We start from the raw sequence: 22633 nt of genomic DNA on the forward strand, positions 1-22633 counted from the left end.
TATTCAGCCACGACTGAATCCCCGAAGCAATGGGGACGAGGGGTACCCTTTAGTACCTACTTGGTCTCGGATTTCGAGAAAGCAGGGGTCAGGACCTGCGGCGCCTGGGCGTTGGCGCGCTCCAGGTGGGGGCCAAGCTGGCCCGTGGCCATGAGGCCCAACATGCGGAAGTCGGAGATGAAGGACCAGAGCGGGTACTTGAAGCTGGCCGGCCGGTTCTTCTCGATGCCGAAGTGGCTCACCCAGGCCATGCCGTAGGAGGCGACGAGGGCCGCGGGCACCAGCGAGGCCTTGCCCAGCACGGCGGCGGCGATGCCCAGGCCCACGCCCGCGGAGGTGCCCACGAAGTGCATCCACCGCGTGGCGGGGTTCGCGTGTTCACGCAGGTAGAACGGCCAGAACTCAGCGTAGGTGCGGATTCGCTCGGTCATGGAATAGTTATGACGCATGGCCGACTGGAAGCCCAAGCCCAACCTCACGGTGGACTTCAAGCGCCTGTCCCTCAGCGCGGAGGAGGGCTTCGTCCTCTCCCGCCTGGATGGGCACACCTCCGCCAGCCAACTGCCCGCACTCACAGGGCTTCCGCCCGAGCGGCTCCAGGCCATCCTCGCCCGCCTCCTCGCCCAGGGAGCACTGCAGCCAGCTCCCACGGAGCCCAGTGCCCCACCGCCCGTGGCCGCGCCTCCCCCGGAGCTCCCGACGTTGGACGCGCTCCCCGAGGAGCTGTCTTCCGATTCCGAGGCGCCCGAATCGTCCGAGGAGCCCTCGGAGCCAGAGCCCTCCGAGGACGAGAGCGCCGAGGCGCAGGGCAACTACCGCAAGCTCTTCGAGACGCGGCTGCACCCCCTCACCGAGGATGAGCGCAAGGCGCGGGCCCACGGCGCGGACGAGCCCGAGCTGTCCGCCTTTTGCTTCGACCCGGTGCCGGGCGTCATCAAAGCGGTGATGGAGAACCCGCGCACGGGGCTGGCGCACGCGCGGCTCATCGTCCGGCACCACCGCAACCCCGTGGGCCTGGAGGCGGTCTGCGCGCGCGCGGCCTTCGCGGCGGACGGTGGGGTGCGCCGCTGGTTGGTGCGCAACCCGCAGCTGCCCTCGGGCCTGTTCCGGCGCCTGTGGAGCAACCGGCGGCTGATGGAGCTGCACAAGACGACGGTGGACCGCGACATCCCCGAGGGCACGCGGCGCACGGCGCGCGAGCTGCTGCGCCAGCGCTTCAACACCGGCCCCTCCGAGGAGAAGGTGGAGCTCATCCTCAACACCGAGGGCCGCACGCTCGCCTCGCTCACGGGACTGGCGGTGGACGGCAAGACGGCGGCGCTCCTGTGCGGGCGCACCTACCGCTCGCCCATGCTCATCCAGAACATCGCCCGGTGGAGCGCGGCGCCGCCGGCCCTCATTGCCCACCTGCTCAAGCAGGAGGCGGTCCGGCGGCAGCCGCAACTCCGGCTGCTGCTGCAGCGTCACCCCAACGCCCCCGCGGACGCACGCCGCGGGGAGCGCTGAGGCTTCACCCGCGTCTTACTGGCAGTCGCGCGTCTCGAAGTAGCCGATCAGCGGGTGGCTGCCCTCGGCCGCGGTGTCCCGGCCCACCAGGCACTTGCCGGCGGGCACGGTGACAGCGGAGCCGCCGCTCTCGAGCTTCAGCTCACCCGACACCACCTGCAGGCCGCCGGGGAAGCCCGTCGTGGTGTTGGCCTCCACGGGGCGGAAGCTCGGCGCGTTGCCGCCGCTCAGCCGCACGCGGTAGCTCTGGTCCTCATAGAAGGAGGGCACCTCCTCCGTCGGATCCGCCCGCAGCGGCGAGAGGAAGAACTTCGCGGCCAGGTCGAACTCCGGCAGCACGCGCACCAGCGGCAGGCCGTCGGCGCCCTTGGAGAGGTTCAGGTCGAAGTGCCGGTTGGACAGCGGGTTCAGGTCCGCGGTGAAGAGCTTGGTGCCGTTGAGGCTCACGTAGCTCTGCGCATCGCCCAGGCCCACGTGGCCGATGACGAAGTCCTCCTTGCCCTCCTGAGCCTGGAACTCGAAGGACATGCCGGACAGCGAGTACACCATCTGCTGGCGGGCCAGCGACGAGGTGCCGCCGTACGGGGCCCGGTACTCGGTGCTGCCCAGGTTCAGCGCGAAGCCCACCGTCTTGTCCTTGGCGTTCATGCGCAGCTCGGACAGCGGGTTGGCCTTCGCCGAGGAGAAGGCGTGCGTGGCGCCATCCGCCTCCACCTCGAGCTGGATGGCGTCGAGGATGCCGGTGCTGAAGGTGACGTCCTGCTCGCCGTTCTCCGTCAGCCGCAGCTCCACGCGGCCCGCCATGACCTTCGGAAGCCCCTGCGCGGCCGACGGGTCGAGGAACTTCACCGCGTCCTTGGCGCCGCCCAGGTCCACCACCACCGCCACCGTCTTCTTGCCGAAGCTCAGCACCATCGGCTCGGCGCGGTCGGGCCCGAGCAGCAGGCCCAGGTCGATGCCGTCGTCATCCGTGGAGGTGGCGCGCAGGCGCAGCTCCAGCTTGTCCACGGCCAGCGCGCAATCGGGATCCACGGGGGCCGCGCCAGTGGTGCATACGTCATCGCCCTTGAGCAGGAAGATGGTGGAGTCGCCCTGCGTCTCCTCGACGTTCGCCTCGGTGAAGATGCGCTCGCGCAGGTACTTCTCCAGCAGCGCCGCCTGGGCGTCCACCGCCGCCGGGTCGGTCGGCACGGGGCTGGTGGGCAGCTCGTTGGAACAGTCGCCGTCCGGCTCGGCGCAGGTGCTCGGGCTGCCGGTGAGGGGCACCTGGGCAAAGCTGCCCTGGAAGATGGAGGCGGCGGCGCCCAGGCTCTCGAAGGAGGACATCTCCGCCATCACCCGCGCGCTGGCGCTCACCGCGCGGACCATCTCGCCACTCCGGGTCGCCGTGGCCTCGGAGACCTCTTTCGCGCTCGGGGCGTCGCTGCAGCCGACACCGCCCAGGGCGACCAGCGTGGTACCGATCAGCCAGAACTTCGTCTTCATGCGCTCTCCTTGGTGAAACGGGGCGTGGCGGCTGGAGCAAGCGTTACGCCAACGAGTCGACGGCGTAACCTCGCGACATCCCATGCCCCGTGAGCAGCATGTTAGACCGCACCCTGACAGCCCTGTCAGGAGGCCGGGTCGAACGAGCGACCCTCGAGCGTCTCGACGGCGGCGCGGATCTCCAGCGGGATGGAGATCTTCTCGTACGAGGGGTAGCGGATGGTGACGATGACACCACCGCCCCGAGTGTAGAGGGTGCCCTTGTCGGCGTCGGCGATGGCGTACTCCATGGTGATACTGGTGCGGCCCATGCGCGACACGCGCGCACCCGCGATGAGGTTGGCCGGGAAGACGACGGGCTGCAGGTAGTCGGCGTTCGTGGCGGCGAGGATGGGGCCAACGCCTGAGTGCCCCATGTTCACCAGGCCGATGCGGGTGAAGTAGGTGATGCGGGCGGACTCGAACCAGACGAAGTAGCGCGCGTTGTTGACGTGCCCGTAGGCGTCCATCTCGCTCCAATGGACGGGGAAGCGCAGGGTGATGGGGAAGTCCTTGAGGGTGTCCGACATGGGGCACCATGCTAAAGGCATGGACATGACACGTCACCGATTGGTTCTGCCTGTGTTGGGTGCCGCGGTGTTTGGCATCGCCGCGCTGAGCTGGGCGCGTGAACCCGTGGCGGCGGTCCGCTACCGGGTCTCCACGCGCGAGGCGCCTCGTCACCTCATCGCCGAGGGCAAGGGCTCGGCCACGCTGCTGCTCAACGCCTCCACGGGGGCCAGCGCGGCGTCCGTGACACTGCTGGAGCTGGGCCCCGGCGCCGCCGTGCCCGAGCACACGCACGAGGCGAGCGCGGAGATCCTCTATATCGAGGACGGCGCGGCGGAGATGGCGGTGGACGGGCAGAAGCTGAAGGTGGAGCGGGGAGACGCGGTGTACATCCCGGCGGGGGCCAAGCACTCGGCGCGGGTGGTGTCCGAGGGGCCCATGCGCGCGGTGCAGGTGTACGCCGGCCCGGGCCCCGAGCAGCGCTTCACCCAGGGCCCGCGCGTGGACACGAAGGACAAGAAGGACGGGAAGTGACGACTCCGGAGAGCGGTACCGCGACGAAGCCCCAGCGTCGCCTGGGCATGGTGCGCTGGCTCCACCCCGCGCAGTTCATGCGCACCAGCCTGGATGCGATTGTCGCGGCCGTGTTCGGCGCTCGGGCCGACCAGCGGCTCGTCGAGGCGATGGTGCGTCCGCAGGAGCCCTACTTCGACTACTCGCAGATCGAGGACGAGCAGGGCCACTTCTGGCTGGACTACGTGGCGGACACGGGCGACGGGTGGGATCCGACCTACTGCATCGCCCGGCTGCTGGCACTACCGACGCTCCAGGTGGGAACCCAGGGCGGGGCGCCAGAGGTCCTCCCCCGTGGACGCGTGCTCGTCTCCGGAGGCGACTGTGTGTACCCGGGCGCGAGCCGCGAGGTGTACGAGGAGCGGCTGATCCAGCCCTATGAGTCGGCGATGCGGCGCTCGCACCCACCGAGCCCGGACCTGTTCGTCATCCCAGGCAACCATGACTGGTACGACGGGCTGGCCTCCTTCCTGCGCCTGTTCTGCGCGCAGCGCTGGGTGGCGGGCCGGCGCACGCGACAGACGCGCAGCTACTTCGCCCTCAAGCTGCCGCGCGACTGGTGGCTCATCGGCACGGACGTGCAGCTCAACAGCGACATCGACGTGCCGCAGGTGGAGTACTTCCGGCAGGTGTCCGCGCTGATGGGGCCCGAGGACCGCGTCATCCTCTGCAACGCGGAGCCCTCGTGGATCCACGCGGTGGCCACCAAGAAGCGCCGGGGCTACCTGGAGAACAACCTCGAGTACCTGCAGGAGAAGGTGCTGGGCAAGCGCATCAGCGTCTTCATCGCGGGAGACCTCCACCACTACCGGCGACACGCGAACCCCGAGGGGCGTCAGAAGATCACCGCCGGTGGCGGGGGCGCCTTCCTGCACCCCACCCACGCGCCCGCGGCGAAGACGCTGCTCGATGACTACACCGTGCAGACGAGCTTCCCGGACGAGAAGACCTCCCGGAAGCTGGCGCGCAAGAACCTGATGCTCATCCGATACAGTCCGCTGCTCGGGTTGATCACCGGCGGGCTGTACCTGCTGCTGGCGCTGGCGGCGTACGCGGAGGTGGGGCACCTGGGCCTCTCGCGCTTCCCCGAGGTGCTGTCGGCGGTGGGCCACTCCATGGTGAGTCGACCGTGGACGCTGGTGGTGGGAATGGGCACCATCGCCAGCCTCGGCGCCTTCGCGGACGTGGCATTCGGGCGGCTGCGCTGGTGGATGGGCTCGCTTCACGGGTTGGCCCACATCGTCACGGCGTTCTTCTGCGCGTGGGCGGCCACCTACTTCACCGTCAGCGTGCTGGGCCTCTGTCCGGAGCTGATGCCCGATGGCATGCGCTGCGTGGGAGGCTGGCCGCACCTGGCGGGCAAGTTCCTGCTGTCCTCGGTGCTCACCTTCCTGGGTGGATTCCTCGTGGGGCCCTTCGTGCTGGGCACCTATCTCTGGGTGAGCGTCAACGGCTTCCGCGCCCACTCGAACGAGGCGTTCGGCTCCCTGGCGGTGCCGGACTGGAAGAACTTCCTGCGGCTGCGCATCGGGCCGGACGGAGCGCTCACCATCTACCCCGTGGGCGTGGAGCGCGTGCCGCGCAAGTGGAAGCCGACTCACGCCGGGCCCTACGCCCCCGCGTACGAGTCGGATGATCCGAAGGCCACGGCGCCCGTGCTCATCGAGCCGCCGATCCGCATCAAGTGAGGAGGTTGCGGGCCAGGCTTCCCAGCGTGGCCACCGCGGCCTCGATGCGCGGCGACCAGGGCTGGCTGCAGCTCATGCGGATGAAGTGCGAGTAGCGCTGCGGCTGCGCCGAGAAGATGGGCCCTGGGGCGATGCTGATGCCCGCCTCCAGCGCTCGCTCGTGGAGCTTCAGGGCATCCACCGTGGTGGGCAGCTCCACCCACAGCAGGGAGCTGCCCGTCGGCCGCGTCACGCACGTGCCCTCGGGGAAGTGCTCGGCGATGGCCTCGGTGGTGCGCTCCAGCTGCGCGGACAGGTGGCGCCGCAGGGTCCGCAGGTGCCGGTCATAGCCTCCGCTCTGGAGGAAGCGGGCGATGGCGAGCTGGGGCAGCGTGGGCGTGGCCACTGTCTGCGCGAACTTGAGCAACTCCACCCGCTCGCGGTAGCGGCCGGGCGCCACCCAGCCCACGCGGTAGCCTGGCGCCAGCGTCTTCGAGAAGGAACCGCACAGCAGCACCAGCCCCTCTTTGTCGAACGCCTTGCACGTGCGCGGGCGCTCCGGGCCGAAGTACAGGTCTCCGTAGATGTCGTCCTCGATGAGCGGAATGTCACGCTCGGTCAGCAGGGCCACCAGGCGACGGCGGTGCTCCTCGGGCATGCAGCTTCCCAGCGGGTTGCTGAAGCTGGGCACGGACAGCACCGCGGCCACGCGCCGCTTGTCGAGCGCGGCCTCCAGCGCCTCCAGCTCCATGCCGTGCCGGGGGTGGCTGGGAATCTCCAGTGCGCGCAGCCCGAGCGACTCGATGGCCTGGAGGGTGCCGTAGTAGGCGGGAGACTCGATGGCGATGGTGTCCCCGGTCTTCGCCACGGCGCGCAGGCTCAGGTAGACGGCCTCGGAGGCGCCGCACGTGGTGATGAAGTCATCCGGGCCGAGCGCGCATCCCCACTCCAGTGAACGGCGGGCGATCTGCCGCCGCAGCTCCAGGCAGCCGGGCGGCATGTCGTACTCCACCGCGAGATCGCTCGCCTCGCGCGACAACAGCGCCAGTTCGCGACCGAGGCGTTGGGTAGGCAGCAGCTCGGGCGCCGGGACGGAGGCTCCCAGCTGCACCACGCGCCGGTCACTCGCGGCCCGGTACACGCGCGCCACCAGGGCGGAGACGCTCACGGGGTTGGCGGTGGTGGCGGGACGGGAGACCTGCGGCTCGGCGGGCCGAGGGCGCTCACGGCGGCGCACGTAGTGGCCGGACTGCGGCCGCGTCTCGACGAGGCCCAGTGACTCCAGATGCACGTACGCCTGGAGCACGGTGGAGATGCTCACCCGCTCCTGCGTGCTGAGCTGCCGCACGGAGGGCAGGCGATCTCCGGCTCGGAGCGTCCCCGCGGTGATGGCGTCGCAGATGCGCTCGGCCACCTGCTCGTACAGCTTCGACTTCTGCGCCGCGCTCATCATGTGCCGCTCCGTTCCGTTCCCGAGCCGCGCTCCAGCCTTCATGGATAACGCCCACCCCTCGCACTGCCCAGGTACAGTGGGGCGCCTTCTGAACCGGTACAGTTCATCCTACCTCAACTGTACTGGTCACAATCGTCCCGGACTGAATCTGTTCTCCTTCTCCCGTGAGGCGCATCTTGGAGCAATCCGGAGGTAGACGATGACGGGCTCTGTTCTTGAAGGTCTTCGGGCGATGGCGTCGAGACTGCCGTGGGCGCGACGCGAGGACTCCTGCACCTGCGTGGTGCTGCCAGGAGGCACGCTGTGGAGTCACCGGCCGCGCGCGGGCGGGCTCACCCTCACCTGCAATGAGGGGTGGATCTGGCTCACGCAGGAAGGAGACACGGAGGACCACGTGCTCGCGGCGGGCAGCTCCCTGCGGCTGGACAAGCCGGGGCTCGTGGTGGTGCAGGCGCTGAGGTCGGCGCGCTTCTGCGTGTGCCAGAAGCCTCGGGGGCAGGTGGGAACGCCGCCCGCCATGAACTGGGCCGCGCGATGATGGAGCGGACACAGCGAATGGAGGGGCTGCTGCTGGGCACGCTGGCCGTGGCGGCGTTCAGCCTCTCGCTGCCGGCGACCCGCGCGGCGGTGCCCGAGCTCGGAGGGACGGTGGTGGGGCTGGGGCGAGCGGTGGTCGCGGCCGCGCTGGCGGGGGCGTTGCTCTTGGTGCGGCGCGAGCGGCTGCCCGAGCGTCGGCATTGGGCGCGGCTGGGACTGGTGGCGCTCGGCGTGGTGGTGGGCTTTCCCCTGCTGTCGGCGCTGGCGCTGCGAGACATGTCGGCGGCGCATGGGGCGGTGCTGGTGGGGCTGCTGCCGGGCGCAACGGCGGTGGCGGCCGTGCTCCGCGCGAAGGAGCGGCCGTCCCTGGGGTTCTGGATGGCTTCGGCCGCGGGGCTGGTGTGCGTGCTGATCTTCGCGGTGGCGCAGGGCGCGGGCGGGCTCACGGCGGGAGATGGGCTGGTGCTGCTCGCGGTGGTGGCGGGAGCGCTGGGCTATGCGGAGGGAGGTGCGCTGGCGCGGGAGCTGGGCGGCTGGCGCGTCATCTGCTGGGCTCTGGTGCTGGCCGCTCCGGTGCTCGTTCCGGTGGTGGCGCTCTCCGTGGGCGCTTCCGTGTCCCAGGTCAGCACTCGCGCGTGGCTCGGCTTCGGGTACGTCTCGCTGGTGAGCATGTTCCTGGGGTTCTTCGCCTGGTATCGGGCGATGGCGCTCGGGGGCGTGGCGCGGGTGGGGCAGCTTCAGTTGCTCCAACCGTTGCTCACGCTGCTGTGGTCCGCGCTGCTCCTGGGAGAGGAGGTGGGGCGGGACACATTCGGTGCTTCGCTGCTCGTGCTGCTCTGTGTGCTCGCGGGGGTGCGCAGCCGGGTGCGACAGTTGCCGGCCCCTGTGGTGCGCTGATCCGTGAGCCACCCTACCCAGGGGGCTACCCACGCCGTGTCAGACCTGTATAGTAGGGTCCTCACATCCGCCTGAAGAGGCAGGTGGATGCTCTACGTACAGGGAGGCGGCGATGGCGACAGCCAACGGTGGCGACGTGATGCTTCAACTGCTCCAGGGATTCCAGGAGTTCCAGCATGGATTCCAGGAACTCAGTCAAGGAGTCCAGGAACTCAAGCAGGGATTCCTGGGGCTCGGGCAGGAAGTCCAAGAACTCCGGCAGGAAGTCCGGATTTCATTCAAGCGACTCGGCGATCGGGTTGGCGCGCTTGAGGGACGGATGGAATCCCTTGAGGGACGGATGGAATCCCTTGAGGGACGGATGGAATCCCTTGAGGGACGGATGGAATCCCTTGAGGGACGTGTGGGCTCACTTGAGGGACGTGTGGGCTTACTCGAAGGTCAAGTGGGTACCCTTCAGCACTCGAACCAGCAGATCCTGGGCTACATCAAGCGCATTGGGAAGATGCTAGGCAAGGTCGCTCAGGACCGCGATGCGCTGACCGAGCGCGTGGATGATCATGAGCGGCGCCTGATCATCCTAGAGAAGTAGCCGGTCTCCTTGACGGGTCAGCGCTCGAAGACGACCTGCCCCCCCACCACCGTGAGCATCACCTTCACATCGCGGATCTCCTCGGGAGGAATCCGGGTGATGTCGCGCTCCAGCAGCGTGAAGTCCGCCAGCTTCCCCTCTTCCAGGGTGCCCTTGTCCTGCTCCTCGAAGGAGGCATAGGCACTGCCTGAGGTGTAGGCCCGAAGCGCGTCCTCGACGCCGATTCGCTGCTCGGGCACCCATCCGCCCGGGTGCTCGCCATCCAGCGTGCGGCGGGTGACGGCGGCGTAGATGCCTTCCAGCGGCGTGGGCGGTGCCACGAACCAGTCACTGCCAAAAGCCAGCCGCGCGCCCGTGTCCCGCAGCGAGCGGAACGCATACGTCGTCTTCGCCCGCTCGGGACCGATGACCCTCTCCGCCCAGCGTCCGTCATCAATGGCGTGGTAGGGCTGCATGCTGGCGATGACACCCTGCGCGGCAAAGCGCGGCACGTCCTCGGGCGCGATGTGCTGCGCGTGCTCGATGCGGAAGCGGCGATCCCTCGGGCCGTTCTCCGCCGCCACACGCTGGAAGATGTCGAGCTGGAGGCGAATCGCACGGTCTCCAATGGCATGCACCAGCACGTGCAGCCCTGCCTTGTCCGCGCCGGAAGTCCACCGATAGAGGTCCTCTGGTGTGTTCACCAGCAGCCCCGTGTCGTTCGGCGCGTCGGTGAAGGGCTCCAGGAAGGCTGCCGTGTGCGAGCCGAGCGAGCCATCCACGAAACCCTTGAGCGCGCCGATGCGCAGCCACGCATCTCCCCGCCCGCCCTGGGCCACGGTGTCCCGCAGGCGCTCCCAGGTATCCAGCGGCATGGCGACATAGATGCGCGTGCGCAGCGCTCCCGCGGCGTGCGCGCGCTCGAAGACCGCCAGGTCCTCCCACGTCCCCATCCCCATGTGCTGCACCGAGGTGACGCCGTTGGCGGCCACGTGGCGCATGGCCGCGTCCAGGGCCCGAGCGCTCAGCTCCGGCGCGGGTTCAGGTACCACACGGCCCACCAGCGCCATGGCCTTGTCCTTGAGCACGCCCGCAGGCTCGCCTCCCGGGCCTCGGACGATGGTGCCTCCCTCTACCTCCCGCGTCGTGGCCGTCACTGCCGCCGCACGAAGGGCCGCGCTGTTGGCCAGGCCCATGTGCCCGTCCAGCCGGCTCACCCAGACCGGATGCTCGGGCGTCACGGCGTCGATCCAATCGCGGCGGGGCAGCTCGCCGCCCCAGTTCTCGTGGTCCCAGTCTCCTCCCGTAATCCAGGTGCCCGGAGGCACCGTGGCGGCGAACGCCTGGATGCGGCGGATGAACTCCTCCGGCATCTTCGCATCCCGGAGCTGCACCGAGGCGAGCCGGAAGCCCGCATCGAGGAAGTGCAGGTGGGCATCATTGAAGCCCGGCACCAGCAACCGTCCCTGTGCATCGATGACGCGGGTGTCAGCGCCCACCTGCCGGAACACCTCGGCGCTGGAGCCTACCGCCACCAGCCGCTCCCCACTCACGGCGAGAGCCTCGGCCCACGGCTGCCGGGAGTCTCCCGTCCACACCCGCGCATTGAGCACCGCGAACGTCACCGGCTCCGAGGAGACAAGGCGCGTTGTCATGGACACTCTCCCTCAGTGAATGAGCCGGTGTACCTGCTCGAGCATGGCCGCGCAGAGCAACCCTCCATAGGTGCCCAGCACGTAGCCGAACACGGCCAACAGCACTCCCACCGGCGCCAAGGCCGGGTGGAAGGTGGCCGCAACCACCGAGGCCGACGCGGTGCCTCCCACGTTCGCCTGCGAGCCCACCGCCGCGAAGAAGATGGGCGCCTTGAGCAGCCGCCGCACGCCCATTGTCACCGCCGCATGGAAGGCCATCCACAGCCCGCCTACCGCCACCAGCGCGGGAGCATCCAGCAGGCGGCGGAACTCGGCCTGCGCGCCAATCGTCGCCACCAGCAGGTAGAGGAACACCGAGCCCAAACGGCTGGCGCCCGCGCCCTCCAGCTTCCGCGCCGGGGTGAACGACAACACCACGCCCACCGTCGTCACCAACAGCACCACCCACGTGAAGCCCGTCACCACGCTGCCCAGGTCCGGCAGCTTCGCGGCGAGCTCCGTACACGCCACCGTTACTCCGAAGGCGATGGCCAGCATCCACAGCAGGTCCGCCAGCCCCACTGGCCGCGCGTTCTCCGCCTGAAGGCGCTCCACCTCCTGCCGCACCGCATCCAGGGAGCTCCGGTCCGCGCCCAGGCGCTCATCCATCTGCTTCTCACGGCCCGCGAAGGACAACAGCACCGCCGTCCAGATGTTCGAGACGCCCACGTCCACCACCACCAGCATGCTCAACGTGCTGTCGAGCGCCCCCACGCTCTGGCCGATCGCCACGAAGTTGGCGCTGCCGCCAATCCACGAGCCGCTCAGCGCCGCCAGTCCCTTCCAGGCCTGGTCTCCCAGCTCCGCCGGCACCAGCCACCCGAGCGCGAGGTACGCCAGCGGCCCGCCCAGGATGATGCCCACCGCTCCCGCCAAGAAGAGCACCACCGCGTTGCGCCCCAGCCGGGCAATGGCTGGCAGGTCCACCGAGAGCACCAGCAGCACGAGGCTCGCCGGCAGCAGGTACACCCGCACGAAGCGGTACAGCTCCGACTGGAGGGGAATGACTCCCAGGTTGGAGAGCACCGTGGGGACGAAGTAGATGAAGACGAGCAGCGGCACCGTGCGGAAGAAGCGCTGGAGCAGCGGGTGTCGCTCGGCGAGGAACAGCAGGCCGAGCACGCCCAGCAGCACGGCGAGCACCACCATCGGATCCTGAATGAGGGCCGACTTCACGCGCTCGCTCGCGGCTCCACGCCCAGCCCCGCACCCGCGCCCAGTTGGATGCGCCCCTCCACCACCGGGTGCCCCCGGAACGGGTCCTCGGAGAGGAGCAGGTTGCCGTCCAAGTCCAGCCAGTCCGCCAGGGGCCCCAGGTGCGCCGCCGCCGCGATGCCCACCGAGGTCTCCACCATGCACCCGATCATCACCTTCAGCCCACACGCGCGCGCCACATCGATGATGCGCAGCGTCTCGCGGATGCCTCCGGCCTTCTGCAGCTTCACGTTCACGCCGTGGTAACCCTCGGCCAGCTTCGGCACATCCGCGGCCCGGATGAGCGCCTCGTCCGCCACCAGCGGCAGCGGTGAGCGCGCGCGCAGCCACTTCGCGCCTTCCACGTCCGCCGCTGGCAGGGGCTGCTCCACCAACTCCACGCCCTGCGTGGCCATCCACTCGATGTACTTAAGCGCCTCGTCCGGCTTCCAGGCCTCGTTGGCGTCCACGCGAATCACCTTGGGCGTGGCGGCCCGCACCGTGCTGAACACCTCGCGCACCCGCTCCGCGCCGAGCTTTACCTTGAGGACCGGGTACGGCTCGGCCTCGCGCACCTTGCGCTCCAGCGTCTGCGGGTCATCGATGCCGATGGAGAAGGAGGTGATGGGCATGCGCGTGGGGTCCACGCCGAGCATCCGATACAGCGGCACGCCCAGCGTCTTGCCCGCCAGGTCATGCAGGGCGATGTCGAGCGCCGCCTTCGCCGCGCCGTTACCGGGCATCGCCTCCTGCACGGCCTCCGAGGCGTCCCGGAAGTAGCGCACGTCCCGCTCCAGCGCGGGGGCCAGGGTGCGCAGGGCCTCCAGCACCGTCTCCGCCGACTCGCCGTAGCGCACGTTGGGTGCGGCCTCGCCCAGGCCCACGTGCTCTCCCGAGCGCAGCTCCACGAACACGTTGCGCTTCGAGGTGCTGGTGCCTCGCGAGATGGTCCAGGCGTGACGCAGGGGCAGCTCGATGACGCGGGACGTAAAGGCAGCGGACATGGGCGGCGGGCTCTCCTGTGGGCATCGCCCTCTAGCACGACTTTCCCGCCGGACGCGGCATCGATCGGGGTACAACGCCCCCGTGCGCCCCCTGCCTTTCTGCCTCGCCCTGCTCGCCCTGGGTTGCAGCCACGCCGCCGGTCCTGCCCCCACTGCTCGCCCTCGTGAGGCCGAGGAGCTGCGCACGCTGCTCTCCGAGCTCGTCGCAGTGGACACCTCCAATCCGCCCGGCAACGAGACCGCCGCCGCCCAGGTGGCCGCGCGGTGGCTGCGCGAGGCCGGCATCGAGGTGGAGATCCTCGAGCCCGCCCCCGGCCGAGGCAACCTGCTGGCGCGGCTCAAGGGCACCGGTGGCGGACGCCCCATCCTCGTCCTGGCGCACCTGGACACCGTCCCCGCGAAGCGGGAGGAGTGGGCCACCGACCCGTGGACGCTCACCGAGCGCGACGGCTTCCTCTATGGGCGCGGCGTCCAGGACAACAAAGGCATGGCGGCCGCCAGCGTGCTGGCGCTGCGGCGGCTCAAGCGCGAGGGCGTAAAGCTGTCGAGAGACGTCGTGCTGTACCTCGGCGCGGATGAAGAGGTGGGCTCCGGCCACGGCCTGGACTGGATGCTGGAGCACCGCCCGGAGCTGCGCGAGGCCGAGTTCGCCCTCAACGAAGGCGGTCTCACCGAGCTGAGCGCGGACCGGCGAGAGGTGCGCTTCGTGGCCCTCCAGGCCGCCGAGCGCGTCTCGCGGAACGTGAAGCTCAAGGCCACCGGCCCCGGTGGGCACTCCTCCGCGCCTCCCGCCGACCCCAATCCGCTGGTGCGCGTCTCCGCGGCCGTGGCCCGCATCGGCGCGCTCTCCTTCCCCGCCCGGTTGACGCCCGCCGCTCGGCTCCACATCCAGGGCCGAGCGCCTCGAACGCCGGGCGAGCTGGGCGAGGCCTTGAAGCGCATCGCCGCCGCTCCGGACGCGCCCCCTCAGGAGGCCGTGGACACCGTGGTCCGGTTGGATCCCGCCTTGGCGGCGGTGATGCGCACCACCTGCGTGCCCACTGTCTTCCAGGCCGGCACCCGCTCCAACGTCATCCCCGCCACCGCCGAGGCCACCATCAACTGCCGGCTGCTGCCGGACGAGGATGCCCCCGCGCTCCACGCCCGCCTCGTCGCCGCGGTGGCCGACCCCTCCATCCAGGTGGAGATGGACACGCGCCCTCCGAACTCGCCCATGTCGCCCGTGGGGGACAACCTCATGTTCCGGGCCGCGAAGAGCGCCGCCGCGCGCGTGTGGCCGGGCGTACCCGTCATTCCACGCCAGTCCACCGGCACCACCGAGTCCGCCGAGCTGCGCCGCGCGGGCATCCACGCCTACGGCATCGACCTCTTCGCGCTCACCCCCGAGGACGCGAGGACGGCCCACGCGCCCAATGAGCGTGTCCCCTCGGCCTCACTCCAGCCAGGCGGCCAGTTCGTCTACCTGCTGCTGCGCGAGCTGACGCGGTAAGGTCCGTTACCCGTTCGAAGGTGGAGTCCCCCGTGCGAACTCGCATCATCTGTCTGTTGCTCACCGCCCTCCTGACGGCCTGCGCGGGCATGTCGCGCTCCTCGGGCGGCTCGGAGGAGAAGGAGGGTCCCGTGGCTCGGCTGTGGCGGATCAACGCGGCGCAGCGCGACTTCGAGCGCCTCACCCGCGAGGGCACCACCCTCGCCAGCGATGGGGCCCTGGAGCTGGACGCGGCGGCCAGGCCTGGCGCCACGCCGTTCCCCTCGGCGGGCCAGCCCGACGCTCCCGTCATCGCGACCTACCGCGTCGGCACCGCCGTCCTCGCCGAGCAGCCCATCGCCGAGGGCTTCACCAGCGCCGTGCCCTCCCTGGAGGCGCTCACCCCGCCGGGCACCTGGGTGCGCGTGACGCTCTCCGCGCGCGTGGAAGGCACCTGGACGAAGGACTATGACTTCGGCCCGTGGGCCTTCGACAAGGGCACCGTGTCGCGCCGCAGCGTGAGCGGCCAGGAGGACAGCCACGGCAACGTCCTCACCGACACCCTCGTCCTCAAGCAGCCCGCTGACGCCGTGCGCATGACGGTGTGGCTCTACTCCACGCAGCCGGAGGTGAGCCCCCGCGTCCGCGCCCTCTCCCTGGCGGTGAGCGACAAGGAGCGCACCCCGGTGGATGGTCCCTCGGACGGGGCCACCTGGGGCACCGTGCTGGAGGTGCCCGGCCTCTCGCAGATGATCTACCCGAACGGTGGGCCCGTGTGGTGCTCGCCCACGTCCACCACCATGGTGCTGGGTTACTGGGCCCGGAAGCTGGGCCGGCCGGAGCTCGCCCACACCGTACCCACCGCCGCCGAGCACACCTATGACGAGGTGTACGCGGGCACGGGCAACTGGAGCTTCAACACCGCTTATGGCTCGGCCATGGGAGGCGGAGCCCTCCACGGCATGGTCGCCCGGTTCGACTCCTTCGCCCAGGTGGAGCGCTTCATCGCCGCCGGCATCCCCGTCATCATCAGCATCGCCTACAAGCCGGGCACGCTCACCGGCGGCGCCTCCTACAGCTCCAACGGGCACCTCATCGTCGTGAAGGGCTTCTCGCCCCAGGGAGACGTGGTGGTCAACGACCCCGCCTTCCCCAGCGATGACAAGGTGGAGATGACGTACAGGCGCGACGAGCTGTGGCGCGCCTGGCGTCACTCCGGCGGCGCGGCGTACCTGTTCTGGCCCCAGGGGACTTCCCTGCCCGAGGGCGCCCTGAGCGCCGTACCCTGAGGCCCCCTCGGAGCGAGCGCTCCCCGCTCAGGGGAGCGTGAGGATCTCCACGCCCTGCTCGGTGACGACGAGCGTGTGCTCGAACTGCGCGCTGCGGCTGCCATCCGCGGTGACCGCCGTCCACCCATCGTCCCACGTGCGGTGTTGCCAGTGCCCCAGGTTGATCATCGGCTCGACGGTGAACGTCATCCCCGGCCGCATGATCGTGTTCGCGTCCGCCTCGTAGTAGTGCGGAATCTGCAGCGGGCTGTGGAAGCGCTCGCCGATGCCGTGGCCACAGTAGGCGCGCACCACGCTCATGCCGTTCTTCGTGGCGTGGTCCTCGATGGCGCGGCCGATGTCGCTGATGGGCCGGCCCGGCTTCACCGCCGCGACGCCCAGGTCCAGGCACTCGCGCGTCACCCGCACCAGCCGCTCGGAGTCCGGATCCACCTTGCCCACGAAGAAGGTCGCCGAGCAGTCGCCGTGTACGCCCTCCAGGTAGATGGTGATGTCCAGGTTGACGATGTCCCCCTCCTCCAGCGCGCGGCTGTCGGGGATGCCGTGGCAGATGACCTCGTTGACCGAGGTACACAGCGACTTGGGGAAGCCGTGGTAGTTCAGGGTGCTCGGGTAGCCGCCCAGCTTGATGTAGGCCTCGTGGGCAATCGCATCCAGCTCGTCCGTGGTGATGCCCGGGCGCACCGCGGCGCCCGTGAGTTCGAGCACCTGCGCGGCGGCCTTGCCCGCCCGGCGCATGCGGGCAATCACATCCGCGCTCTTCACCTCGGAGACTTCGGCTGCGCGCGAGGGCCGACCCGACTCGGCGTAGTCCGGGCGGAGGATGTGCGTGGGGACGCTGCGAACCGGGCTGAGGGTGCCGGGGCGAATGCCATGCCGAGGGGCGTCGAAGCCTCGCTTGCGGGCCTCGGCGGCGTCCGCGCCCCGGTGGCACTTCTTGTACTTGGAGCCGCTGCCACACCAGCAGGGATCATTGTTTCCCGGCAGGACGGCAGGAGGGTGTCGAGCGACGTGGGTGTTCATCGGGCCTGTCTATAACCCGCGAGCGCACAGGGACGCACGGCTCTTGGAAGGGGGGCAGGCACACAGGCCGGGGCCCACCCCCCTCCCGGGGGTACTTCAGGACAACCGGTGGATTACTGGATGACGGTCAGCGAGGTGTCATCCACGAAGAAGCTCGTCTGCAGCGACGAGTCCTCGGTGGCCTTGAGGTTCAGGCGGATCGTCTGCCCCTTGTAGGCCGACAGGTCGAACGAGCGCTCCACGAAGGTGGTGCCCTTGTTCAGGTTGCTGTAGGTGGCCAGCGTCGCCAGCACCGTGCCCGCGCTGTTCTGCACCTCGACGAAGAACTTGTCGTACTGCGTCGAGGTGGTCCCCTCGGCGGTGGTGATCTTCAGCCAGAACTTGAGGTTGGCCGAGCACGCCGTCGCCGGGATGGAGAGCTGCTGGTACACGTTGTGGGTGGTGGTGACGCCCTTGGCGCCCAGCAGCGCGCGCCAGTTGCCCGTGCGGGCCGTGCTGGCGTTGTTGGCGATGACGCCCGAGGGGGCCGTCCAGTTCACGTTGCCGCTCTCGAAGCCCGGGTTGAGCAGCAGCTGCTGGGTGGTGGTGCAGGTGGCGGCGTTGTTGACGGTGACGGACACGCTGGCCGAGTTGGCGCTGTTGCCCGCCGCGTCGAAGGCCCGGGTGCTCAGCGCGTAGGCGCCGTTGGCCACGCCCCCGGTCGCCCAGGAGATGCTGTACGGGGCCGAGGTGTCGGAGCCGATGAGGGTGGCACCCGCGTAGAAGTCCACGCGGGTGACGCCCACGTTGTCCGAGGCGTTGGCGCTCACCGTGGCCGTGCCGCTGAGCGTGGCGCCCGCGGTCGGCGCGGTGATGGCCGTCGACGGCGGGGTGGTGTCGCCGGCGCCGCCGCCCACCGCGAAGACGAGGTCATCCCGGTCGTCATAGCCGCCGGTGCCGCAGGAGCCCGCCGTGCCGTTGTAGCGGAAGGCGCCGCGGATGGCCTGAAGGTTGCCGGAGGGCAGCGTGTACGTGGCGGTCAGCGTCTGCAGGCCACCGGCCGTCGGCTGCAGGGTGCCAATGAAGGTCCACGAGGGGTTGTTGGCGTCGGCCGCGTAGTACAGGTCCAGGAAGTCCGAGGTGAAGCCGGAGTAGGCCCACACCTTGGCCTCGATGGTGACCGACTTGCCGGGCGCGAAGTCCGAGCCGTCGCTGGTGGACACCTTGAGCGCCTCGAGCGACTCGTCGCTCTGGTAGGAGCCGCTGGTGCCGTCGGCGCAGGAGTTGTTGATGGTGTTGGGCGCGTTCACCTCGGGACCGAGGCCGCCGCGACCCTTCACCAGGGTGCCGGTGGAGCACAGCGCGCCCACGGTGCCGCACTTGGGCGCCTTGAGCGTGGCGTCGTACACGGCGAAGCCCGGGTTGTTGATGGAGAAGCTCACTGCGGCGCTGGAGCCGATATTGCCGTAGGCGTCATAGGCGCGGGCGAAGATGCTGTGAGCACCGTTGCCCGCCGAGGTGGAGTCCCACGCCACGGTGAAGGGCGCGCTGGTGTCGTGGGCCACCACGATGCCGTCCACCACGAAGTCCACGCGGGTGACGCCCACGTTGTCCGTGGCGTCCGCCGAGAGCGTGGCGCTGCCGATGAGGGTGGCGCCGGCCGTGGGCGCGGTCACCGTGGCGGTGGGGGCGACGGTGTCGCCGCCGCCGTCCGGCGGAGGAACGAAGGCCGAGTAGAGCATCACGTTGGGCGAGCCCGTGCCGGGGTTGCCCACCACGCCCGGAGTGCCGTTGGTCACCAGCGCGTCACGCACCTGCTGCGGCGTGGAGCTGGGGTAGCGCTGCAGGTACAGCGCCGCCGCGCCCGCCACGTGGGGGCTCGCCATCGAGGTGCCGCTGATGGTGTTGGTGGCGCCAGTGCCCGTGTGCCACGCGGAGGTGATGTCCGAGCCCGGCGCGAAGATGTCCACGCAGGTGCCGTAGTTGGAGAACGAGGAGCGCGCGTCCGTGTTCGTCGTGGAGCCCACGGTGATGGCGGTAGGCGTGCGCGCCGGAGACTTGGTGCAGGCATCGCCGCTGTCGTTGCCCGCCGCCACCGCGTACGTGACGCCCGCGGCGATGGAGTTGGCCACCGCGTCATCCACCGTCTGCGCCACGCCGCCGCCCAGGCTCATGTTCGCCACGGCCGGCTTGATGTGGTTGGCCGTCACCCAGTCCACGCCGGCGATGACGCCCTCCCACGTGCCCGAGCCGCCGCAGTCCAGCACGCGCACCGGGTGCAGCATGACGTTCTTCGCCAGGCCGTAGGTGGTGCCGCCCACCGTGCCCGCCACGTGCGTGCCGTGGCCATTGCAGTCCGCCGCCGTGCCGCCCGACGTGACGGAGTCGTACCCGTTGCCGATGCGGCCGGTGAACTCCTGGTGGCTCAGGTGGATACCGGTGTCGACGATATAGGCGTGAACGCCCGTGCCGTTGACGTTGTAGTTGTAGTTGCTGTCGAGCGGCAGGTTGCGCTGGTCCACGCGGTCCAGGCCCCAGGTGGCGCCCGTCTGCGAGCCGCTCAGCTGGACGATGCCGTTCTCCTCCACGTACTTCACCCGGGGGTCCTCCGCGAGCCGCCGCGCCTGGGCCTCCGTCATCCGCACCGAGAAGCCCCGCAGCGCGTGGCTGTAGGTGCGCATGAGCTGCCCGCCGTGCGCCATCGCCAGCGCGTTGGCGGACGCCGAGACGTTGGCGATGCCGATGCCCTGCGCCTCATCGAATACGACGATGTACTCGCCCGGTACCGCCTGGGGGGCGTGCAGGAACTTGCGGCTGCTCATGAGGGAGACGGTGTCCGGCGTCGTCTGCTCGGCCTCGGGGCCGCACGCGGCCAGACCGAAGAGGGCGAGCAGGGGAACGGCTCGACGAAAGTGCATACGTATTCCTTTGTGGGAAGGGGACCGACGCGCCTTTATGGAATTGCTGCTCTTGGGCGCAAAGGCAGTTTAACGGCCTTTCCGACAAAAGATGCTTCTATCGTCTCGAATCAGCCTCGTACGCCGGTGCTGCATGTCATGCAGTAGCGGGACTCCGGCACGGCGCGCATGCGGTAGCGGCCCATGGCTCCGCCGCAACGGGAGCACTGGCCGAACGCGCCGTCCTCCATCCGCGCCAGGGCCTCGTCGATGGCCCGCAGCTCCTGGTGTTCCTGCTCGGACAGCCCCGCGCCGAGGCCCTCCACCGGTGGCTGCTCTTGCTCACCGCGGGCCTTCAGGCGGGCGCGCCGCTTCAGCAGCGCCTGTCGTGCTTCGTTCACCCAGACGTCCATGATGTCTCTCCGCTCAGCACCTACGCACTGGAGTCCGCCGCTTCCCCTTTCAGGAAACGTGCCTCTCCGTGGTGCTGGGGACCCTGGACTCGAGGGACGCAGGATTTGCGCTGGCTCAGCGCTGTCACTGCACCGGGTGCGTCGGGCTCAGGGCTTGGCCGGCGCGGGCTTCGCCTTCTGGCGCTCCTTGCCCAGCTTCTGGGCCCGCTCCTCCACCGCCTCGAAGGTGTCCATCACCCCGTCCTTCTGGCCGAAGCTCGCCAGCCAGCCAGGCACCGAGCCTCCCGGATCCACGCTGAACTTGTAGACCACGTGCGCCTTGCCCTCGCCCTTGGGCGTCACGTGCCAGGTGCCATCGTTGTGCTTGAGCCGCACCACGCCCTCACGCACGGGCACCACCGCGTCCGCCGACGTCCAGCGCTGGACGAACTCGCCCGTCCCGTCCTCGGCGATCTTCTTCTCGTCCACCACGTGCAGCACGTAGTCGCGCGCGCTGACCACCGGGAAGTTGAGCTTGGCGTAGGCCATGCGCGAGCCGTCCTCCGCCGTGGAGACGATGCGCGACTCCTTCACGTACGGCATCCACAGCCGGAACGAGCCCGCGTCGATGAGCGCCGTCTGGATGTCGTAGGCGTTGGCCTCCAGGTCTCCCTCCGCCCAGACCTCCTTGCCTACGCCGCTGGAGCGGGCGCGGACCTTGATGACGACGTCGTCATCCTCCACGGTCTCCCACTTCTCCTCGGCGCTCGCCACGCCGCCGACCAGCGCCACCGCCAGCGCCCCGCACCACCACAGCCTCTTCACGTTGGACATGCTTGGCTCCTCGAGATGCGTGGGGCACTCGCCAGACCGGCACACGGAGTGTGTGCATGGCTGCATAGCTTAGCCGGAAGGCCCGACTCGGCTCGACATTTGACACCGGGCAGGGCAGGAAGCGGCCCATATGAGTGGCTATCTGCCAGGACCTCCGCCCGAGCGCGGCATCTTCTGCAACCGCACCCTGAACATGCGCGCCATCAAGGCGATTGGCTACGACATGGACTACACGCTGGTCCACTACCAGGTGGAGGCCTGGGAGCGTCGCGCGTACGAGCACATCCGCCTGGGGCTGCTGGCCCAGGGCTGGCCGGTGGACCACCTGTCCTTCGACCCGGTGCTGTCCATCCGCGGGTTGATCATCGACACGGTGAAGGGCAACCTGCTCAAGGCCAACCGCTTCGGCTTCGTGAAGAAGGCCCTGCACGGCACCCGGCCCATGGACTTCGAGTCCCAGCGCGCCGAGTACGCCCGCACCATCATCGACCTGTCTGAGAAGCGGTGGATGTTCCTCAACACCCTGTTCTCGCTCTCCGAGGCCTGCATCTACGCGCAGCTCGTGGACCTGCTGGACGCGGGGAAGCTGCCGGGGCCCATGGGCTACTCGGACCTCTACGAAATCGTGCGCCGCACGTTGGATGCTGCCCACATGGCCGGCAAGCTCAAGGCGGAGATCGTCGCCGACCCGGAGCGCTACGTGCTGGCCGACCCCGAGACGGCGCTGGCGCTGCTGGACCAGCGCAGCGCGGGCAAGAAGCTGCTGCTCATCACCAACAGCGAGTGGGCCTACACCCTGCCGATGATGCACGCGGCGTTCGATCCGTACCTGCCCTCGGGCATGACGTGGCGCGAGCTGTTCGACGTGGTCATCGTCAGCGCGCGCAAGCCGGAGTTCTTCACCACGCGCTCGCCCCTGTTCGAGGTGGTGGACAAGGGCCCCGAGGCGCTGCTGCGGCCGCACGCGGGAGCGCTCAAGACGGGGGTGCCTTACTTTGGCGGCAGCGCGGTGGAGCTGGAGCGGCACCTGGGGCTGAGCGGGGATGAAATCCTGTACGTGGGCGACCACATGTTCGGCGATGTGCATGTGAGCAAGAACGTGCTGCGCTGGCGCACCGCGCTCATCCTGCGCGAGCTGGAGGACGAGGTGCGCGCGGTGGCCTCCTTCCGCGCCACCGAGGCGAAGCTGGCCGAGAAGATGGTGCTCAAGGAGCGGCTGGAGGCGGAGACGTGCCAGCTGCGCCTGGAGCTGCAGCGGCGCCGGCTGCAGTACGGTCCGCGCTCGCAGGTGCCGGAGGAGCAGTTGCTGTCGCGGCAGGCCGCCATCCGCGTGGAGTTGGATGCGCTGGACGCGGAGCTGGGCCCCATGGCTCGCGCGGCCAGCGAGCTGTCCAACCCGCACTGGGGACTGCTCACGCGGGCGGGCAACGACAAGAGCCACCTGGCGCGGCAGGTGGAGCGCTACGCGGACATCTACACCTCGCGCGTGTCCAACTTCCTGTTCGCCACGCCGTTCGTGTACCTGCGCAGCCCGCGCGGCAGCCTGCCGCATGATCCGAACGTGCCCGGCGGCACGCCCGTGTTCCCCTCCACGGACAGCACCAGCGGCCCCAACCCTTAG

At 69.6% G+C, this 22633-nt stretch carries 20 protein-coding genes; 9 read left to right on the forward strand and 11 right to left on the reverse strand.

Translation table 11 applies throughout. The annotated features are described in order from the left end of the window. Positions 1-56: 56 nt before the first annotated feature. Complete coding sequence (locus SYV04_RS27155; protein ID WP_321548825.1) at positions 57-431, reverse strand: Mpo1-like protein; 375 nt, start codon at positions 429-431, stop codon at positions 57-59. A 16-nt stretch (positions 432-447) separates the two neighbouring features. On the opposite strand from SYV04_RS27155, the gene SYV04_RS27160 reads away from it, so the two are divergent. Continuing rightward, positions 448-1506, forward strand: coding sequence for a hypothetical protein (locus SYV04_RS27160; RefSeq protein ID WP_321548826.1), 1059 nt, complete (start codon positions 448-450; stop codon positions 1504-1506). Positions 1507-1521: 15 nt separating this feature from the next. Here SYV04_RS27160 and SYV04_RS27165 read toward each other — a convergent pair whose 3' ends face one another. Together SYV04_RS27165 and SYV04_RS27170 are read right to left on the reverse strand one after the other, a co-directional pair. After that, positions 1522-2991: a hypothetical protein gene (locus SYV04_RS27165; protein ID WP_321548827.1), complete on the reverse strand. Its 1470-nt coding sequence runs from the start codon at positions 2989-2991 to the stop codon at positions 1522-1524. A 125-nt stretch (positions 2992-3116) separates the two neighbouring features. Then, a complete protein-coding gene (locus tag SYV04_RS27170; protein WP_321548828.1) occupies positions 3117-3560 on the reverse strand; it encodes an acyl-CoA thioesterase in 444 nt (147 codons plus the stop codon). A gap of 25 nt (positions 3561-3585) precedes the next feature. On the opposite strand from SYV04_RS27170, the gene SYV04_RS27175 reads away from it, so the two are divergent. Together SYV04_RS27175 and SYV04_RS27180 are read left to right on the forward strand one after the other, a co-directional pair. Beyond that, positions 3586-4074, forward strand: a complete 489-nt coding sequence (locus SYV04_RS27175) for a cupin domain-containing protein (RefSeq protein ID WP_321548829.1) — start codon at positions 3586-3588, stop codon at positions 4072-4074. Between the two features lie 47 nt (positions 4075-4121). Beyond that, positions 4122-5801, forward strand: a complete 1680-nt coding sequence (locus tag SYV04_RS27180) for a metallophosphoesterase (protein ID WP_321549045.1) — start codon at positions 4122-4124, stop codon at positions 5799-5801. Here SYV04_RS27180 and SYV04_RS27185 read toward each other — a convergent pair. After that, complete coding sequence (locus SYV04_RS27185; RefSeq protein WP_422723978.1) at positions 5794-7275, reverse strand: aminotransferase-like domain-containing protein; 1482 nt, start codon at positions 7273-7275, stop codon at positions 5794-5796. The two genes, SYV04_RS27180 and SYV04_RS27185, sit on opposite strands and share 8 nt — an antisense overlap. A gap of 190 nt (positions 7276-7465) precedes the next feature. Here SYV04_RS27185 and SYV04_RS27190 point away from each other — a divergent pair, with 190 nt between their 5' ends. From SYV04_RS27190 to SYV04_RS27200, 3 genes are all read left to right on the forward strand, one after another. Then, on the forward strand, positions 7466-7771 hold the full coding sequence (locus tag SYV04_RS27190) for a DUF2917 domain-containing protein (protein WP_321548830.1): 306 nt from the start codon (positions 7466-7468) through the stop codon (positions 7769-7771). Then, entirely contained in the window at positions 7768-8667 is a 900-nt protein-coding gene (locus SYV04_RS27195; protein ID WP_321548831.1) for a DMT family transporter, read from the forward strand. Before SYV04_RS27190 ends, SYV04_RS27195 begins: the two co-directional genes overlap by 4 nt. 112 nt (positions 8668-8779) lie before the next feature. Further along, entirely contained in the window at positions 8780-9259 is a 480-nt protein-coding gene (locus SYV04_RS27200) for a hypothetical protein (protein ID WP_321548832.1), read from the forward strand. Between the two features lie 17 nt (positions 9260-9276). Here SYV04_RS27200 and SYV04_RS27205 read toward each other — a convergent pair whose 3' ends face one another. Genes SYV04_RS27205 through SYV04_RS27215 form a run of 3 tightly spaced genes read right to left on the reverse strand, consistent with a single transcriptional unit; the run spans position 9277 to position 13130 of the window. Then, positions 9277-10893, reverse strand: coding sequence for an amidohydrolase (locus SYV04_RS27205; RefSeq protein ID WP_321548833.1), 1617 nt, complete (start codon positions 10891-10893; stop codon positions 9277-9279). Between the two features lie 12 nt (positions 10894-10905). After that, entirely contained in the window at positions 10906-12108 is a 1203-nt protein-coding gene (locus SYV04_RS27210) for a DUF819 family protein (protein WP_321548834.1), read from the reverse strand. Further along, positions 12105-13130 (reverse strand): dipeptide epimerase, encoded by a 1026-nt coding sequence (locus SYV04_RS27215; RefSeq protein WP_321548835.1) that lies wholly within the window; start codon positions 13128-13130, stop codon positions 12105-12107. The genes SYV04_RS27210 and SYV04_RS27215 overlap by 4 nt, the downstream gene beginning before the upstream one ends. An 82-nt stretch (positions 13131-13212) precedes the next feature. On the opposite strand from SYV04_RS27215, the gene SYV04_RS27220 reads away from it, so the two are divergent. Continuing rightward, positions 13213-14619: a M20/M25/M40 family metallo-hydrolase gene (locus SYV04_RS27220; protein ID WP_321548836.1), complete on the forward strand. Its 1407-nt coding sequence runs from the start codon at positions 13213-13215 to the stop codon at positions 14617-14619. A gap of 32 nt (positions 14620-14651) precedes the next feature. Next, positions 14652-15887: a peptidase C39 family protein gene (locus tag SYV04_RS27225; protein WP_321548837.1), complete on the forward strand. Its 1236-nt coding sequence runs from the start codon at positions 14652-14654 to the stop codon at positions 15885-15887. A gap of 27 nt (positions 15888-15914) precedes the next feature. Here the strand turns inward: SYV04_RS27225 and map are convergent, their stop codons facing one another. From map to SYV04_RS27245, 4 genes are all read right to left on the reverse strand, one after another. Beyond that, entirely contained in the window at positions 15915-16910 is a 996-nt protein-coding gene (map, locus tag SYV04_RS27230; RefSeq protein WP_321548838.1) for a type I methionyl aminopeptidase, read from the reverse strand. Between the two features lie 113 nt (positions 16911-17023). Continuing rightward, positions 17024-19807 (reverse strand): S8 family serine peptidase, encoded by a 2784-nt coding sequence (locus SYV04_RS27235; protein ID WP_321548839.1) that lies wholly within the window; start codon positions 19805-19807, stop codon positions 17024-17026. 110 nt (positions 19808-19917) lie between these two features. Next, positions 19918-20199, reverse strand: coding sequence for a TraR/DksA family transcriptional regulator (locus tag SYV04_RS27240; RefSeq protein WP_321548840.1), 282 nt, complete (start codon positions 20197-20199; stop codon positions 19918-19920). A 147-nt stretch (positions 20200-20346) separates the two neighbouring features. After that, positions 20347-21012 (reverse strand): START domain-containing protein, encoded by a 666-nt coding sequence (locus tag SYV04_RS27245; protein ID WP_321548841.1) that lies wholly within the window; start codon positions 21010-21012, stop codon positions 20347-20349. A 130-nt stretch (positions 21013-21142) separates the two neighbouring features. On the opposite strand from SYV04_RS27245, the gene SYV04_RS27250 reads away from it, so the two are divergent. Then, entirely contained in the window at positions 21143-22633 is a 1491-nt protein-coding gene (locus SYV04_RS27250; RefSeq protein WP_321548842.1) for an HAD-IG family 5'-nucleotidase, read from the forward strand.

The sequence above is a fragment of the Hyalangium ruber genome (genome assembly GCF_034259325.1).
Classification (GTDB): domain Bacteria; phylum Myxococcota; class Myxococcia; order Myxococcales; family Myxococcaceae; genus Hyalangium_A; species Hyalangium_A rubrum.

Bases quoted from the DNA above. Each gene is read 5' to 3' on its own strand.
- SYV04_RS27245 (WP_321548841.1), bottom strand. From the start codon at position 21,012: ATGTCCAACGTGAAGAGGCTGTGGTGGTGCGGGGCGCTGGCGGTGGCG.
- SYV04_RS27240 (WP_321548840.1), bottom strand. From the start codon at position 20,199: ATGGACGTCTGGGTGAACGAAGCACGACAGGCGCTGCTGAAGCGGCGC.
- SYV04_RS27175 (WP_321548829.1), top strand. From the start codon at position 3,586: ATGACACGTCACCGATTGGTTCTGCCTGTGTTGGGTGCCGCGGTGTTT.
- map (WP_321548838.1), bottom strand. From the start codon at position 16,910: ATGAACACCCACGTCGCTCGACACCCTCCTGCCGTCCTGCCGGGAAAC.
- SYV04_RS27235 (WP_321548839.1), bottom strand. From the start codon at position 19,807: ATGCACTTTCGTCGAGCCGTTCCCCTGCTCGCCCTCTTCGGTCTGGCC.
- SYV04_RS27155 (WP_321548825.1), bottom strand. From the start codon at position 431: ATGACCGAGCGAATCCGCACCTACGCTGAGTTCTGGCCGTTCTACCTG.
- SYV04_RS27190 (WP_321548830.1), top strand. From the start codon at position 7,466: ATGGCGTCGAGACTGCCGTGGGCGCGACGCGAGGACTCCTGCACCTGC.
- SYV04_RS27250 (WP_321548842.1), top strand. From the start codon at position 21,143: ATGAGTGGCTATCTGCCAGGACCTCCGCCCGAGCGCGGCATCTTCTGC.
- SYV04_RS27205 (WP_321548833.1), bottom strand. From the start codon at position 10,893: ATGACAACGCGCCTTGTCTCCTCGGAGCCGGTGACGTTCGCGGTGCTC.
- SYV04_RS27195 (WP_321548831.1), top strand. From the start codon at position 7,768: ATGATGGAGCGGACACAGCGAATGGAGGGGCTGCTGCTGGGCACGCTG.
- SYV04_RS27180 (WP_321549045.1), top strand. From the start codon at position 4,122: ATGGTGCGCTGGCTCCACCCCGCGCAGTTCATGCGCACCAGCCTGGAT.
- SYV04_RS27215 (WP_321548835.1), bottom strand. From the start codon at position 13,130: ATGTCCGCTGCCTTTACGTCCCGCGTCATCGAGCTGCCCCTGCGTCAC.
- SYV04_RS27200 (WP_321548832.1), top strand. From the start codon at position 8,780: ATGGCGACAGCCAACGGTGGCGACGTGATGCTTCAACTGCTCCAGGGA.
- SYV04_RS27165 (WP_321548827.1), bottom strand. From the start codon at position 2,991: ATGAAGACGAAGTTCTGGCTGATCGGTACCACGCTGGTCGCCCTGGGC.
- SYV04_RS27160 (WP_321548826.1), top strand. From the start codon at position 448: ATGGCCGACTGGAAGCCCAAGCCCAACCTCACGGTGGACTTCAAGCGC.
- SYV04_RS27185 (WP_422723978.1), bottom strand. From the start codon at position 7,275: ATGAAGGCTGGAGCGCGGCTCGGGAACGGAACGGAGCGGCACATGATG.
- SYV04_RS27170 (WP_321548828.1), bottom strand. From the start codon at position 3,560: ATGTCGGACACCCTCAAGGACTTCCCCATCACCCTGCGCTTCCCCGTC.